Source organism: Brevundimonas sp., assembly GCF_965279155.1.
Classification (GTDB): Bacteria; Pseudomonadota; Alphaproteobacteria; order Caulobacterales; family Caulobacteraceae; genus Brevundimonas.
The window spans coordinates 483500-498034 of record NZ_OZ257138.1 but is presented as its reverse complement, the minus strand read 5'-3'; the positions used below and the strand labels follow the sequence as shown (position 1 = coordinate 498034).

The following is a 14535-nucleotide window of genomic DNA, read 5'->3' as shown; positions in this document are numbered from 1 at the left end:
GGACACGCCAAGTTAGCAACGGTCGTTGTTGCGAATGACGGCCGGTCATTCAACGGAGCCTCCCCAATGCCCAAGATCCTCGTCCTCTATCACTCGACCTATGGCCACCTCGAAACCATGGCCGAAGCCGTCGCCGAGGGCGCGCGCGAGGTCGAAGGCGCGGTGGTGGACATCAAGCGCGTGCCGGAAACCGTGCCGGAAGAACTGGCCAAGGCCTCGCACTACAAGCTGGACCAGAAGGCGCCGATCGCCAAGATCGACGACCTGAATGATTATGACGCCGTCATCATCGGCGCCGGCACCCGCTTCGGCTCGGCCGCGTCGCAGATGCGCGCCTTCCTGGACCAGGCCGGCGGCCTGTGGTTCAGCGGCGCCCTGATCGGCAAGATCGGCGGCGCCTTCACCGCCACCGCGACGCAGCACGGCGGCCAGGAAACGACCTTCCAGGGCCTGCACAACTTCTTCATGCACCACGGGATGCCGGTCGTGGGCCTGCCCTATTCCTATCAGGCGATGATGACGCTGGACTCGGTCGAGGGCGGTTCGCCCTATGGTGCGACGACGATCACGGGCGGCGACGGTTCGCGTCAGCCCAGCGAGATCGAACTGGGCGGCGCCAGGTTCCAGGGCAAACACATCGCCGAACTGGCGAAAAAGCTGCACGGCTGATCCGATGCGCCAGCCCGCCGTCTTCTTCGGTCACGGTTCGCCCATGAATGCGCTTGGCGGTCCCTATGGGGCTGCCTGGCGCGCGCTGGGCGAGGCAATCGGCAAGCCCAAGGGGGTGGTGATGATCTCCGCCCACTGGGAGACGCGCGGGCTGGGCGTCACCGCGCAGGAGAAGCCCGAAACTATCCATGATTTCGGTAACTTCCCGCGTGAACTTCACGAGATGCAGTATCCCGCGCTCGGGTCGCCCCAACTGGCGGCTCGGGTCGCGGCGCTGACAGGTGCGGTCCAGACGCAGCAGTGGGGACTGGATCACGGAACCTGGTCGGTGCTGTGCCATGTGTGGCCGGACGCTGATGTGCCCGTGGTGCAGCTGTCGCTGAACCGCGAGCTGACGGCGCGCCAGCATTACGATCTGGCCAAGGCGCTGAAGCCGCTGCGGGATGAGGGGATCGTCATCGCGGGCTCGGGCGACTTCGTCCACAATCTGCGAACCTGGAAGCGTGAAGACGGGGCCGAACCCTATGACTGGGCGACTGGGTTCAACGAGGCGGTGAAGACGGCATTCGAAAAGGGCGACCACGACGCTCTGATCGATTGGGTCGGCCTGGCCGAGGACGCCCAACTGAGCGTGCCGACCGACGAACACTATCTGCCGGTGCTGTATGTCGCCGCCCAGCAGGAGCCGGGCGAGGCGGTCAGTTTCTTCAACGACCGCATCGACGGCGGCTCGATCTCGATGACCGGCGTCAGGATCGGCTGATCTTCACTTCCCTGTCGGCGAAGGCCGACGGGGAGGACAGGCGCGCGCTGCGCGCCAGGTGGGGGCGACTCGGTATCAAACTTGAGTTGTGTTTTACTCGCCGCATGGCTGACGGCTTGAGTTTCATACGAGCAAAGGCGTTTCGGAAGGCGTTGACGCCGCCGGAGTTTCGGCTGTGGCAGGCGCTGCGTAGCAACAGCCTCGGCAAGTTCAAATTTCGCCGTCAGCATCCGATCGGCCCGTACATCCTCGACTTCTATTGCGCGGCGGCGAAGCTGGCCATCGAAGTCGATGGCGCTGTCCATAACGAGCCGGCACAGATCGCGCATGATCGTCGGCGGACTGCTTGGCTCCGTGAGCGCGGCGTTCGCGTGGTGCGCTTGAGTGCCGTGAGCGTGATGCTAGACCACGCGGCCGTGGTCGATTTCATCTATGATTTAGTAACCGCGCGGCTGGCGGCGGAGTCACCCCCTCCTGACCGCTGACGCGGTCTGTCCTCCCCGTTCGCCTTCGCGAACGGGGAGGTGATGTTCATGTCAGGCGCCTTCGACCATCTTCTGGATCGTCACATAGTCCGTTTTTCCGGTGCCCAGGACCGGCACTTCGGCGACCTTTACTATCTTCTTGGGCACGATCAGTTCGGGCGCGCCGTTGGTGCGGGCCCATTCGGCAAGGGGCGCGACTTCAGCCTCGGCGTGGTCGGTGACCAGGACCAGTTTCTCGCCCTTGCGGCTGTCGGGGATCGACACGACGGCGTGGCGCTGTTCCGGCCAGACGGCGCCGGCGATGCCTTCCACGGCGGTCAGGGAAACCATCTCGCCGCCGATCTTGGCGAAGCGTTTGGCGCGGCCCCGGATGGTGACATAGCCCTCGGCGTCCACATCGACGATGTCGCCGGTGTCCAACCAGTCGTCGCCGATCGCATCCCAGGCCAGGGGTTCGGCCGAGGTGACGTAGCCGCTCATGACGTTGGGACCGCGCAGCATCAGACGGCCGCCCGCGTCGATGCCCTCGACCGGCTCCAGCGTCCAGTCGATGCCGGGCAGGACCTGGCCCACGGTGCCGGGCGCGTTGCGGTCGGGGTGATTGACGGCGATGACCGGCGAGGCCTCGGTCGCGCCATAGCCTTCCAGCAGCACGACGCCGCCGAACTTTTCGTCGAACAGGGCGCGGGTTTCGGGCCGCACCTTCTCGGCGCCGGCGACCACGAACTTCAGCGTCGAGAAGTCGTTCGGCTCGGCGACGCGGCCGTACTGGTTCAGGAAGGTGTCGGTGGCGAACAGGATCGAGGCGTTCACCTGGGGCAACAGGTCTGTGATCTGTTTGGCGTGGAGCGGCGACGGATACTGGAAGGCCTTCAAGCCCTGAAGCAGTGGCAGGATGACGCCGCCGGTCAGGCCGAAACAGTGGAAGGTCGGCAGGGGATTGAACATCACCCATTCCGGCAGGAGGTCGATATGGGCCGCCACCTGGCGGGCGTTGGCGACGAGGTTCTTCTGGCTCAGCACCACGCCCTTGGGCGTGCCGAAACTGCCGGAGGTGAACAGGACCACGCCCGGCGCATCCGGGTCGGTCTTGACGCGGAACCGCTTGGGCGCGGCGCCGGCGGCGAGGCCGTACAGCTTGTCGGCCAGGCCGATGGTCTTGCGCACGTCGTCCAGCCAGACGACCTCGGCGACGGTCTTCAGCTCGACGATCAGGTCGTCCAGCTTGGCCTGGTCGATGAAGCGTTTGGCGGTCAGAACCTTCTTGACGCCCGAGGCCTTGATCGCAGCCTTCAGATTGGCCTCGCCGGCGGTGAAGTTCAGCATCACAGGCACACGGCCGTGGGCGTGCAGGCCAAAGAAGGTGACGACGACGCCCATCGACGACGGCAGCAGGATGGCGACCCGCTCGCCCACATCGGTCATGTGGGCGATCTTGCGGCCCAGAACGAATGCGGCGCGGATCAGGCCAGTGTAGCTGAGGGGATGGCGATCCTGGTCCTCCAGGATTTCCTTGTCGCCGAACCGCGCCCGTGCATCGATCAGGGCGTCGATCAGGGACGATTCGTAAAGCGAGGAATCCAGGGCCTGGCGCAAGCGCGTCTCCTACGGAGGGCGCGGACGGCCCTCTCTGTTGTTCGGGCGTCTGTCATTAATGACCCCGCGTCATCTTGAAAAGATGCGTAACGTCGCGTGAGTTCCGAGGCGCGATCACGCCTGCGGCAAGTCTGTTACCCGGTGTGCCTTGCCTTAACGCCTTCAAAGTCCGAAATACCGGGAATGGTCACCCTGATCGACACCCTTCAGCGCAAGCCGTCCGAGCTGCGTCACCCAGAAAAGCAGAACCGGCCCGAGTCGGTCGTTCTGAAAAAGCCAGATTGGCTGAGGGTCAAGGCGCCCGGCTCGGGCCAGTATAATGCGACCAAGGAGATCGTCCGCTCCAAGGGGCTGGTGACGGTCTGCGAAGAGGCGGCCTGCCCGAACATCGGCGAGTGCTGGAGCCAGAAGCACGCCACCCTGATGATCATGGGCGACACCTGCACGCGGGCCTGCGCCTTCTGCAACGTCAAGACGGGCCTGCCCCAGCCGCTGGATCCGGAAGAGGCCGGCAAGGTCGGCCTGGCGGTCCAGCAGATGGGCCTGAACCACGTCGTCATCACGTCTGTCGACCGCGACGACGTGTCGGACGGCGGCGCGGCCCACTTCGCCGAGGTGGTGCGCCAGATCCGCATCCAGGCGCCGGGCACCACCATCGAGATTCTGACGCCCGACTTCCTGAGGAAGGATGGGGCGGCGGCCGTGATGATCGACGCCAAGCCTGACGTCTTCAATCACAACCTGGAAACCGTGCCGCGCCTGTATCTGAAGATCCGGCCAGGCGCCCGCTACTTCCACAGCCTGCGTCTGCTGCAAATGGTCAAGGAGCGCGACCCGGAGCAGTTCACCAAGTCCGGCATCATGGTCGGCCTGGGCGAGACCAAGGAAGAGGTCATGCAGGTGATGGACGACATGCGGTCCGCCGGCGTCGATTTCATCACCATCGGCCAATACCTACAGCCGACGCGCAAACACGCCGCCATCGACCGTTTCGTAACGCCGGAAGAGTTCAAGGCCTATGAGGCGATCGCCCGGGCTAAGGGCTTCCTGATGGTGTCCTCGTCACCGCTGACGCGTTCGTCGCACCACGCCGGCGACGATTTCGCCCGGTTGAAGGCGGCGCGCGAGGCGCAGCTGCGTCGCTAAGTCCCGAATGTCCGTCCACCGCGTCACGCGCATCCTTCCGTATGCGCCCGAGCAACTTGCCGATCTGGTCGCCGACGTTCGCGCCTATCCCGACTTCGTGCCTTGGGTCACGTCGATGCGCGTCTGGAACGAGCGGGCCGAGGGCGAGGGCGTCACGGTCTTGGACGCCGAGGCTGGGGTCGGCTTCTCCTTTCTGAAGGAGCGGTTCTCCACCTGGGTCCGGCATGACCGAAACGCGCCCAAGGTCGAGGTCGGCCTGCTGCGCGGGCCGTTCAAGCACCTGAAGAACCGCTGGGAGTTCTTTCCGCACCCCGATGGCGCGCGGCTGGAGTTCATGATCGACTTCGCCTTCAAATCGAAGATGTTGGATCTGATGCTGTCCGCCAACTTCGATCGGGCGGTGGAAAAGCTGATCGGCTGTTTCGAGGCAGAGGCGAAGCAGAGATACTCCAGGCCATGAGTTTCGATTTCGACGCGACCGTCGTGGGCGCCGGGGCTGTGGGCCTGGCCTGCGGTCGGGCGTTGTCGAAACGGGGCCTGACGGTGCTGGTGCTGGAGAAGGAAGGCCACATCGGCCAGGGCGTCTCCTCGCGCAATTCCGAGGTGATTCACGGCGGCCTCTACTATCCGACCGGGTCGCTGAAGGCCCGCTTCTGCGTCGAGGGGCGGCGCGCCCTCTATGACTTCCTGGCCAGCCGCAAGATCGATCATCGCAAATGCGGCAAGCTGGTCGTGGCGACGCAGGAGCGGGAGGTCGAGCGGGTCGAGGCCATCTTCGAACAGGCGACGGCGAACGGCGTCGAGGGGCTGGAACATCTGACCGGCGCCCAGGCGCGGGCGCTGGAGCCCGAACTGAATGCTCATGCCGCCATCCTGTCGCCCGAGAGCGGCCTGTTCGACAGCCACGGCTATATGCTGGCCCTGCAGGGCGAGATCGAGGATGCGGGCGGATCGGTCGTGGTCTCGGCGCCGTTCGAAGGCGCTGAGCCTCTGACGGGCGGAGGCTTTTCCGTACACGTAGGCGGGGAGGGGGCGATGCAGGTCACTAGCCGCCTGTTGGTCACTGCGCCGGGTCTGTCGGCTCAGGCCGTGGCCGCGTCGATAGACGGCTATCCCGCCAGCGACATTCCCGCCGGTCATTTCGGCAAGGGAGTCTATTTCCGCCTGGTCGGAAAGGCGCCGTTCGACCGGCTGATCTATCCGCCGCCCATCCCCGGCGCCCTGGGCACGCACTATCGCAAGGACCTAGGCGGGCAGGCCGTGTTCGGTCCCGACCTGGCTTATGTCGAGACGGAAGACTATTCGGTCGATCCGGCCAAGGCGGAGGATTTCGCCGCCTATATCCGCCGCTTCTGGCCGGGCCTGCCCGACGGCGCGCTGACGCCCGATTACGCCGGTATCCGGCCAAAGCTGCATGGGCCGGGCGAGCCGCAACCGGACTTTCAACTGCACGGGCGCGAGCATCACGGCATCAACGGGCTGATGGCGCTGTTCGGCATCGAGAGCCCTGGACTGACCAGTTCCCTGGCCATAGGCGAGGCCGTGGCCGCCGCCCTGACGGAGACCGCATGACCGAACGCGAGAAGATGCTGGCGGGCCTGCCCTATGATCCGGGCGATCAGGACTTGCGGGACGGTCGCGCCCGCGCGGTCGGCCTGACCGTCGCCATCAACGCCGAGCCGGATCGCGAGCGGCGCGGCGCCCTGGTCAATGAACTGGTGAACGCCGCCGACGGCAAGGCGGTGATCATGCCGGGCTTCTTCTGTGACTACGGTGTCAACATCCACCTGGGCGCGCGGGCCTTCACCAACGCCAACTGCGTGTTCCTGGACTGCGCCGAAATCCGCATCGGCGACAACTTTCAGGCTGGGCCTGGAGTGCAGCTTCTGACGCCGGAGCATCCGCTGGACGCCGTGGCGCGACGCGGCGAGGAGACGGCGCGGCCCATCGTCATCGGCGACGACGTCTGGATCGGCGGCGGCGCTATCGTCCTGGCCGGGGTCACTGTCGGCGACCGGTCGGTGATCGGCGCCGGCGCCGTGGTGACCAAGGATGTGCCGTCCGATGTCGTCGTGGTCGGCAATCCGGCGAAGATCGTGAAACGGCTGACCTAATCGAAGGCCGACAGCGGGATCGACACCAGGCTGAACGGAAGGACCGGATCGCCGGAGGCGCGCCGATTCAGCTGGCTGTTGGCGACGATCAACCGGTCGCCGCTGATGGCCGCCGTCGCGGGCCAGGCCAGTTCGGCGGGTTTGATCCGCTTGGTCTCGGTCGCCGTCAGCAGGTCGGACGATAGGTTCAGCGCGACGACCTCGCCCGCCGATTGACGCACGACGAACAGACGTTGACCGTTCAGGACCAGCCCGTCGCCGCTCGACAGTTCTGAGCCTGCCGTGTCGATGGCCGCGATTTCTCCGGTGTCGGTGGCGATTCGGAACAGGCGGCCGGCCTTGGCGTGGACGACGATCAGGAAACGACCGTCCGGCGTTGCCGCGAGACCGTTCAGATTGGGCGCCTCGCCGAAGTCGAGCGCGGTCCCTTCGAAGGTCAGCCAAGGCTCCAGCATCGCATCCGCGACAGCATTGCGAGGCGCCCGCCACATCACCGGCCGCAGGGAATCGGTGAAATAGGCGTGGTCCTGGGTCAGGACGACATCGTTGATCAGCCACGGGCCTTCAGGCGTCGTGAAGCGCGCCAGGCGCCGGCCGGTGGCGCTGTCCACCACATGCATGGAACCGTCGCGCGCCCCTGCGACCCATATCCGGCCCTCGCCGTCCGACTTCAGCCCCAGGGCGACCGATTTGGGCGTGGCGGGGCGAGCGTCGGCCATGTTCAAAGGATCGCCGACGACAGCGGCCGCGCCCGTCACGGGATCCAATCGCACAATCACGCCGGTGTTGGCGCTGTTGGTGTAAATGGCGCCGGTCGTCGGGTCGACGGTCATGCCTTCTGGATAGGCTGCGGCTTCGGGCAGTGGAATGATTCGTACGCCTTCCTGAGCGGCCACAGGCTGGGCCAGTCCAAGGCCGGCGGTCATGGCCGCGCCGACGATCCATCTGGTCTTCATCGTTCGTCTCCCGTAATCGCTTTTGCGCACTGTGCCTGAGCCGTTCGGCCGAGGCCACCGGGGCGCCGATGCGGGTTCGGCATTGGTTTGAAGACCCGCCTTGAAATCCTCGCGAGGTTCATGCATAAGCCGCGCCTCGCGTGGCGGCTCGGCATCCTTTCTAAGGAAGGGTTGGGGGCCGCCGCTATCGTTTTCGCGCTTGATCAGGCTTCGGCTCTGGGCGGCGCCCGACTTAGAAGATTGATACGGACATGGCCGTTCCGAAGCGGAAAGTATCCCCCTCGCGTCGCAACATGCGCCGCGCCCACGACGCCCTGACCTCGAACGTCTATGTCGAGGACAAGGACACCGGCGAGCTGAAGCGCCCGCACCATATCGACCTGAAGACAGGCACCTATCGCGGTCGTCAGGTCATCACGCCGAAGGAAGACTAGTCTTTCGAGTGATCCCGGCTTCGGCTGGACGATGAATTCGACGGCGCGCGGTGACCCGCGCGCCGTTTTCGTGCGTTCAATGCGGTGAAGCTTCCTCTGGAGATGCCGCATGATGATTCGTTTCACCGCCGTCAGCGCCTGCGCGCTGCTGACGCTCGCCGCCTGTAACCGCCAGGAACAGCCTGCCGCTCCGGCTCCAGTGACCGCTGCGCCGGCTGTGGAGACGCCCGCGGCGCCCGCTGCAGACCCCAACGCCCTGACGGCCGAAGGGCTGGGTCCCGTGCGAATCGGCATGACGCGTGCCGAGCTGGTGACGGCCTGGGGCGATGATTCTCAGCCGAACGCCGTCGGCGGCGCCGATCCGGAGACCTGCGACGAGTTCCATCCGGCCAATGCGCCGGCGGACGTGCGGGTCATGATCCAGAACGGCGTCCTGACGCGAATCACTCTGGCGCGCGGTGCTACGACCAAGACCGATCGCGGTTTCGGCGTCGGTGACGCCGCCATGACGATCAAACAGGCTTACGGCGGCGCCCTTTTCGCCCAACCGCACAAGTACCAGGATGCACCGGCCGAAGATCTGTTCGTCTGGTCGCGTGGCGGCTCGACGTCCTATGTCACCGATCCTGCGGCGCGCGGCGTACGCTACGAAATCGGCAGCGACGGCAAGGTGATGATGGTTCACGCCGGCGACCCGTCGATCCAGCTGGTCGAGGGCTGTTCCTGACGCCAAGCGACGATGTCGGCATTGGCGTTTGGCGGGGAGGCGGCTAAACCGTCGGACCTCCCTTGCCCCTTGAGCCAAAGAGCCGAGCCATGACCGACATCGCCGACATCGTCGCCCGCCAGATTCTCGACAGCCGGGGCAATCCGACGGTGGAAGTCGATGTCACGCTGGAAGACGGCTCGTTTGGCCGCGCCGCCGTGCCGTCGGGCGCCTCGACCGGCGCGCATGAAGCGGTCGAACTGCGCGACGGCGACAAGGACATGTGGGGCGGCAAGGGCGTGCAAAATGCGGTCGACGCCGTCAACGGCGAGATCTTCGACGCCCTGTCCGGCATGGACGCTGAGCAGCATCGCCGCATCGACGAGGCGATGATCGACCTGGACGGCACGCCCAACAAGGCGCGTCTCGGCGCCAATGCCATCCTTGGCGTGTCGCTGGCCGTCGCCAAGGCCAGCGCCCTGTCCGCCAATCAGGAACTGTATCGTTACCTTGGCGGCGTCTCGGCCCGGGTCCTGCCGACCCCGATGATGAACATCATCAACGGCGGCGCCCACGCCGACAATCCGATCGACATCCAGGAGTTCATGATCCTGCCGACGGGCGCCGAGACCTTCTCGGACGCAGTGCGCATGGGCGCCGAAATCTTCCACGCCCTGAAGAAGCAGCTGAAGGACGCCGGTCACAACACCAACGTCGGCGACGAGGGCGGCTTCGCCCCGAACCTGGCCTCGGCCGACGAAGCGCTGAGCTTCATCACCAAGGCGGGGCAGGCGGCCGGTTATCTGGCCGGTGAAGACTTCCATCTGGGCCTGGACGTCGCCTCGACTGAATTCTTCAAGGATGGCAAATACATCATGACGGGCGAGGGCAAGACCGTCGATTCCGACGGTATGGCCGCCTATCTGGTCGATCTGTGCGAGCGGTTCCCGATCGTCTCGATCGAAGACGGCATGGCTGAGGACGACTTCGACGGCTGGCGTCTGCTGACCGAACGTCTGGGCGACAGGGTCCAACTGGTCGGCGACGACCTGTTCGTGACCAACCCGGCGCGTCTGGCCGCCGGCATCGGCGAAGGCCTGGCCAACTCGATCCTGATCAAGGTCAATCAGATCGGCACTCTGTCCGAGACGCTGGACGCCGTCGATATGGCCCACCGCGCCGGCTACACCGCCGTGATGAGCCACCGCTCGGGCGAGACCGAAGACTACACCATCGCCGACCTGGCCGTCGCCACCAACTGCGGGCAGATCAAGACCGGCTCGCTGGCGCGTTCGGACCGGGTGGCGAAATACAACCAGCTGCTGCGCATCGAAGAGATGCTGGGGGACCAGGGCATCTATTTCGGCGACGGCATGCTGCTGAAATAAGAAACTGAATTGTCGGTGGAGAATCAGCGTTCTCCGCCGATTATCTTACGGTCAAGCTACATTTCGTTAGGCATTTTCGGGCACGGTTCCTGAACTGTGTTTTCGCGCTCAGAAGGAGCGTTTTGAGTGCCCGAACGGATGAAACCTTACCGCCTGTCCTTCGCCCTGTTGTTGCTGCTTGCCTATCTTGGGGTGCAGGCGCTGACGGGCGAGCGCGGCTTGCTGAGCGGCTCTTCCCGCGATGCCCTGCTGGGGCAGCGCGAGGACCAATTGGCGCATCTGACCGAGCAGCGTCGCGATCTTGAGACGCGTGTGCGTTATCTGCGCACCGACAGTCTGTCCCGTGATTTGCTGGAAGAGCGCGCTCGCGCTGTGTTGGGCTTCTCGGACCCCCGCGACTATGTGATCCGCGTGCCGGGGCCTGCCGTTCAAGGGTGAAAACACTCGCCACTTGAACTATTGTTACAGGGCGGCTCCCACCCCTTTGCCTTCCGGGAAGGAAGGCTGCTAAAGCCCCTTTCCGTAACGATAAGAAGGCGTCGGTTCTCGACGCCTAGCCGGGAGATACCGGATGGCGAAAGCCCCAGCCAAATCCGCTCAGACGACTTCGCCTGACAAACTGCCCAATACGCCGACGGCGTCCAAGGAGGACCTGCTTCGCTTCTATCGCGAGATGGTTCTGATCCGCCGCTTCGAGGAGCGTGCAGGTCAGCTCTACGGCATGGGTCTGATCGGCGGCTTCTGCCACCTGTACATCGGCCAGGAAGCCGTGGCCGTCGGCGTTCAGGAGAGCGTCAAGCAGGGCTACGACAAGATCATCACCGGCTATCGTGACCACGGCCACATGCTGGCCGCCGGCATGGATCCGAAGGAAGTCATGGCTGAGCTGACCGGCCGCAGTGGCGGTTCGTCAAAGGGCAAGGGCGGTTCGATGCACATGTTCGACGTGCCGACCGGCTTCTACGGCGGTCACGGCATCGTCGGCGCCCAGGTGGCGTTGGGCACCGGCTTGGCCTTCGCCGGTAAATATCGCGGCGACGATTCGGTGGCCTTCGTCTATTTCGGCGACGGCGCTTCGAACCAGGGTCAGGTCTACGAGAGCTTCAACATGGCGCAGCTCTGGAAGCTGCCGGCCATCTACATCATCGAAAATAACCAGTACGCCATGGGCACGAGCATCGAACGCTCGTCGTCCACGACCGAACTCTATCAGCGCGGCGCCAGCTTCGGCATTCCGGGCGAACAGGTCGACGGCATGGATGTGCTGGCCGTGCGCGACGCCACCGCCCGTGCTGTGAAGCGCGCCCGTGAAGGCGGCGGACCCTTCATCCTGGAAGTGAAGACCTATCGTTATCGCGGCCACTCGATGTCCGATCCGGCGAAATACCGGACCAAGGAAGAGGTCGACGAGGTCAAGAAGACCCGCGATCCGATCGATCACCTGAAAATGCTGCTGTCGGCCGCCAATGCGACCGAGGACGAGCTCAAGGCCATCGACACCGAAATCAAGGCGATCGTCGCCGAAGCTGTTCAATTCGCCCAAGAGAGCCCGGAACCCGATCCGTCCGAGCTCTACACAGACGTCTACGTGGAGGCCTGATCCGTGACCGACATTCTGATGCCGGCGCTGTCCCCCACGATGGAAGAGGGCACGCTGACCAAATGGCATATCAAGGCAGGCGACACCGTGTCGGCCGGCCAGGTGATCGCCGAGATCGAAACCGACAAGGCCACGATGGAAGTCGAGGCCGTGGATGAAGGCGAAGTGCTGGAAATCCTGGTCGCCGAAGGTTCGGAGAACGTGAAGGTCAATACGCCGATCGCGCGGCTTGCCGGCGAAGACGGCGCAGCGGCGCCCGCGCCCAAGGCGGCCGAAACCGAGGCGCCCAAGGCTGCGACCGAAGGCAAGACCGGCGATCCCGAGAAGGCCCCGGCACAGACCCCGACCCCCAAGGTCGAACTGCGCGACCCAGAAATCCCGGCCGACGCCAAACTGATCAAGACGACCGTGCGCGACGCCCTGCGCGACGCGATGGCCGAAGAGATGCGTCGTGACGACCGCGTCTTCCTGATCGGCGAAGAAGTCGCCCAGTACCAAGGCGCCTACAAGGTCAGCCGCGACCTGCTGCAGGAGTTTGGCGACCAGCGCGTCGTCGACACCCCCATCACCGAGCATGGCTTCGCCGGCCTGGGTGTCGGCGCGGCCATGTCGGGCCTGAAGCCGATCGTCGAGTTCATGACGTTCAACTTCGCCATGCAGGCGATCGACCACATCATCAACTCGGCCGCCAAGACCCTGTATATGTCGGGCGGTCAGATCCGCGCGCCTATCGTCTTCCGCGGTCCGAACGGCGCCGCCTCGCGCGTCGGCGCCCAGCACAGCCAGGACTATTCGGCCTGGTACGCCCAGGTGCCGGGCCTGAAGGTGATTGCGCCCTATGACGCGGCCGACGCCAAGGGACTGCTTAAGGCCGCCATCCGCGACCCGAACCCCGTAGTCTTCCTCGAACACGAGATGATGTACGGCCTGGAGTTCGACGTGCCGGACGTCGAAGACTACGTCCTGCCAATCGGCAAGGCCAAGGTCCGTCGCGAAGGCAAGGATGTGACCATCACGGCCCACAGCCGCATGGTCGGCTTCGCCCTCCAGGCCGCCGAGAAGCTGGCCGAAGAAGGCATTGAGTGCGAGGTCGTCGATCTGCGCACCCTGCGTCCGCTGGACACCGACACCATCGTCGAGAGCGTCAAGAAGACAAGCCGTCTGGTCTCGGCCGAAGAGGGCTGGGGTCCGATGGGCGTCGGCGCCGAGGTCGTGGCCCGGGTCATCGAACACGCCTTCGACTATCTGGACGCCCCGCCGCTGCGCGTGCACCAGGAAGACGTGCCGCTGCCCTACGCCGCCAACCTGGAAGTGCTGTCGCTGCCGGGCGTGGACAAGATCATCGCAGCTGTGAAGCAGGTGATGGCATGACCGACATCCTGATGCCCGCCCTGTCTCCGACGATGGAAGAGGGCGTTCTGGCCAAGTGGCACGTCAAGGTCGGAGACGTCGTCTCGGCCGGCGACGTGATCGCCGAGATCGAAACCGACAAGGCCACGATGGAAGTCGAGGCCGTGGACGAGGGCGAGATCACCGACATCCTGGTCGCCGAAGGCACAGAAGGCGTTAAGGTCAATACGCCCATCGCCCGCCTGAAGGACGAGGGCGCTGTCGCCGCGCCCAAGGCTGAGGAAAAGCCCGCCGCCAAGACCGAGGAAGCGCCGAAGGCCGAAGCCGCTCCCGCCGCTGAAGCGCCCAAGGCCGCCGCTGCTCCGGCTCCTGCTGCCCCGAAATCGGATAACGGCGAGCGCATCTTCTCGTCGCCCTTGGCGCGTCGCATCGCCGCGCAGAACGGGGTCGATCTGAAGTCGATCAAGGGCACCGGACCGCACGGCCGGATCGTCAAGCGTGACGTCGAGGGCGCGCCGAAGGACGCCGCTCAACCAGCTGCCGCATCGGCAACGACCGCCGCCGCGACCTCGGGCATCGAACCGCGCAAGGCGCACTCTCTGGCGCAAATGGGCATTCCGGACGGCAGCTATGACCTGATCCCTCTGGACGGGATGAAGAAGGCCGTGGCGCGTCGCATGGTCGACAGTATCCAGAACGTCCCGCATTTCCCGCTCTTCATCGACGTCGAGATCGACCAGCTGATGGCCGTCCGCGCGAAGGTGAACAAGATGCTGGAGCCGCAGGGCATCAAGGTGTCGGTCAACGACTTCGTCATCAAGGCTGCGGCCCTGGCGCTGAAGGCCGTGCCGGAGGCGAACGCCTCCTACACACCCGAAGGCATCGCCATGCATCACAACGCCGACGTCTCGATGGCGGTGGCGATCGACGGCGGCCTGATCACCCCGATCATCAAGAAGGCCGAGACCAAGGGCCTGGCGCAGATCGCGACCGAGTCCAAGGACCTGGCCAAGCGCGCCCGCGAACGCAAGCTGAAGCCGGAAGAGTTCCAGGGCGGCACCTTCTCGGTGTCCAACCTGGGCATGTTCGGGATCAAGCAGTTCACCTCGATCATCAACGAGCCCCAAGGCTGCATCATGAGCGTGGGCGCAGGCGAGCAGCGCGCGGTCGTCAAGAACGGCCAGGTCGTTGCGGCCACAGTCATGACCGTGACCCTGACCTGCGATCACCGCGTGGTGGACGGCGCGACCGGCGCACGCTTCCTGCAGGCGTTCAAGCCGCTGATCGAAGATCCCGTCGCGATGCTGGCGTAAGGGGAGGGTGGAGTC

The 14535-nt window shown here is 65.1% G+C and carries 16 protein-coding genes; 14 read left to right on the top strand and 2 right to left on the bottom strand.

Features of this window, described 5'->3' with window-relative positions; translation table 11 throughout:
- Positions 1-66: 66 nt before the first annotated feature.
- From wrbA to ACQY72_RS02480, 3 genes are all read left to right on the top strand, one after another.
- The gene (gene wrbA / locus ACQY72_RS02490) at positions 67-669 is read left to right on the top strand and encodes an NAD(P)H:quinone oxidoreductase (protein WP_428155503.1); all 603 of its coding nucleotides are present in this window, start codon (positions 67-69) and stop codon (positions 667-669) included.
- A gap of 4 nt (positions 670-673) precedes the next feature.
- Positions 674-1432: a 4,5-DOPA dioxygenase extradiol gene (ygiD, locus tag ACQY72_RS02485; protein ID WP_428155501.1), complete on the top strand. Its 759-nt coding sequence runs from the start codon at positions 674-676 to the stop codon at positions 1430-1432.
- A gap of 104 nt (positions 1433-1536) precedes the next feature.
- Complete coding sequence (locus ACQY72_RS02480; RefSeq protein WP_428155500.1) at positions 1537-1917, top strand: endonuclease domain-containing protein; 381 nt, start codon at positions 1537-1539, stop codon at positions 1915-1917.
- 51 nt (positions 1918-1968) lie between these two features.
- Here ACQY72_RS02480 and ACQY72_RS02475 read toward each other — a convergent pair whose 3' ends face one another.
- Complete coding sequence (locus tag ACQY72_RS02475; protein WP_428155498.1) at positions 1969-3513, bottom strand: AMP-binding protein; 1545 nt, start codon at positions 3511-3513, stop codon at positions 1969-1971.
- 183 nt (positions 3514-3696) lie between these two features.
- Here ACQY72_RS02475 and lipA point away from each other — a divergent pair, with 183 nt between their 5' ends.
- Genes lipA through ACQY72_RS02455 form a run of 4 tightly spaced genes read left to right on the top strand, consistent with a single transcriptional unit; the run spans position 3697 to position 6773 of the window.
- Complete coding sequence (gene lipA, locus ACQY72_RS02470; protein ID WP_346496864.1) at positions 3697-4659, top strand: lipoyl synthase; 963 nt, start codon at positions 3697-3699, stop codon at positions 4657-4659.
- Positions 4660-4666: 7 nt separating this feature from the next.
- A complete protein-coding gene (locus tag ACQY72_RS02465; RefSeq protein ID WP_428155496.1) occupies positions 4667-5119 on the top strand; it encodes a type II toxin-antitoxin system RatA family toxin in 453 nt (150 codons plus the stop codon).
- Positions 5116-6231 carry an NAD(P)/FAD-dependent oxidoreductase gene (locus tag ACQY72_RS02460; protein ID WP_428155494.1) on the top strand — a complete coding sequence of 372 codons (1116 nt, stop codon included), beginning with the start codon at positions 5116-5118 and terminating at the stop codon, positions 6229-6231. The genes ACQY72_RS02465 and ACQY72_RS02460 overlap by 4 nt, the downstream gene beginning before the upstream one ends.
- The gene (locus ACQY72_RS02455; protein WP_428155492.1) at positions 6228-6773 is read left to right on the top strand and encodes a sugar O-acetyltransferase; all 546 of its coding nucleotides are present in this window, start codon (positions 6228-6230) and stop codon (positions 6771-6773) included. The genes ACQY72_RS02460 and ACQY72_RS02455 overlap by 4 nt, the downstream gene beginning before the upstream one ends.
- On the opposite strand, the gene ACQY72_RS02450 is transcribed toward ACQY72_RS02455, so the two are convergent.
- The gene (locus ACQY72_RS02450) at positions 6770-7729 is read right to left on the bottom strand and encodes a hypothetical protein (protein ID WP_428155491.1); all 960 of its coding nucleotides are present in this window, start codon (positions 7727-7729) and stop codon (positions 6770-6772) included. The genes ACQY72_RS02455 and ACQY72_RS02450 overlap by 4 nt on opposite strands.
- Positions 7730-7980: 251 nt before the next feature.
- Between ACQY72_RS02450 and rpmF the strand changes: the two genes are divergently transcribed.
- The 7 genes from rpmF (at position 7981) to ACQY72_RS02415 (ending at position 14520) form a co-directional block, all read left to right on the top strand.
- The gene (gene rpmF, locus ACQY72_RS02445; RefSeq protein ID WP_026108365.1) at positions 7981-8163 is read left to right on the top strand and encodes a 50S ribosomal protein L32; all 183 of its coding nucleotides are present in this window, start codon (positions 7981-7983) and stop codon (positions 8161-8163) included.
- A 109-nt stretch (positions 8164-8272) separates the two neighbouring features.
- Complete coding sequence (locus ACQY72_RS02440) at positions 8273-8890, top strand: hypothetical protein (RefSeq protein ID WP_428155489.1); 618 nt, start codon at positions 8273-8275, stop codon at positions 8888-8890.
- Positions 8891-8979: 89 nt separating this feature from the next.
- Positions 8980-10257 carry a phosphopyruvate hydratase gene (gene eno, locus ACQY72_RS02435; protein ID WP_428155487.1) on the top strand — a complete coding sequence of 426 codons (1278 nt, stop codon included), beginning with the start codon at positions 8980-8982 and terminating at the stop codon, positions 10255-10257.
- 138 nt (positions 10258-10395) lie between these two features.
- Positions 10396-10695: an FtsB family cell division protein gene (locus ACQY72_RS02430; protein ID WP_135195658.1), complete on the top strand. Its 300-nt coding sequence runs from the start codon at positions 10396-10398 to the stop codon at positions 10693-10695.
- 133 nt (positions 10696-10828) lie between these two features.
- On the top strand, positions 10829-11857 hold the full coding sequence (gene pdhA, locus ACQY72_RS02425) for a pyruvate dehydrogenase (acetyl-transferring) E1 component subunit alpha (protein ID WP_428155485.1): 1029 nt from the start codon (positions 10829-10831) through the stop codon (positions 11855-11857).
- A gap of 3 nt (positions 11858-11860) precedes the next feature.
- Positions 11861-13228, top strand: a complete 1368-nt coding sequence (locus ACQY72_RS02420; protein ID WP_428155484.1) for a pyruvate dehydrogenase complex E1 component subunit beta — start codon at positions 11861-11863, stop codon at positions 13226-13228.
- The gene (locus tag ACQY72_RS02415) at positions 13225-14520 is read left to right on the top strand and encodes a pyruvate dehydrogenase complex dihydrolipoamide acetyltransferase (RefSeq protein ID WP_428155483.1); all 1296 of its coding nucleotides are present in this window, start codon (positions 13225-13227) and stop codon (positions 14518-14520) included. Before ACQY72_RS02420 ends, ACQY72_RS02415 begins: the two co-directional genes overlap by 4 nt.
- The last annotated feature ends 15 nt before the right edge of the window (positions 14521-14535 follow it).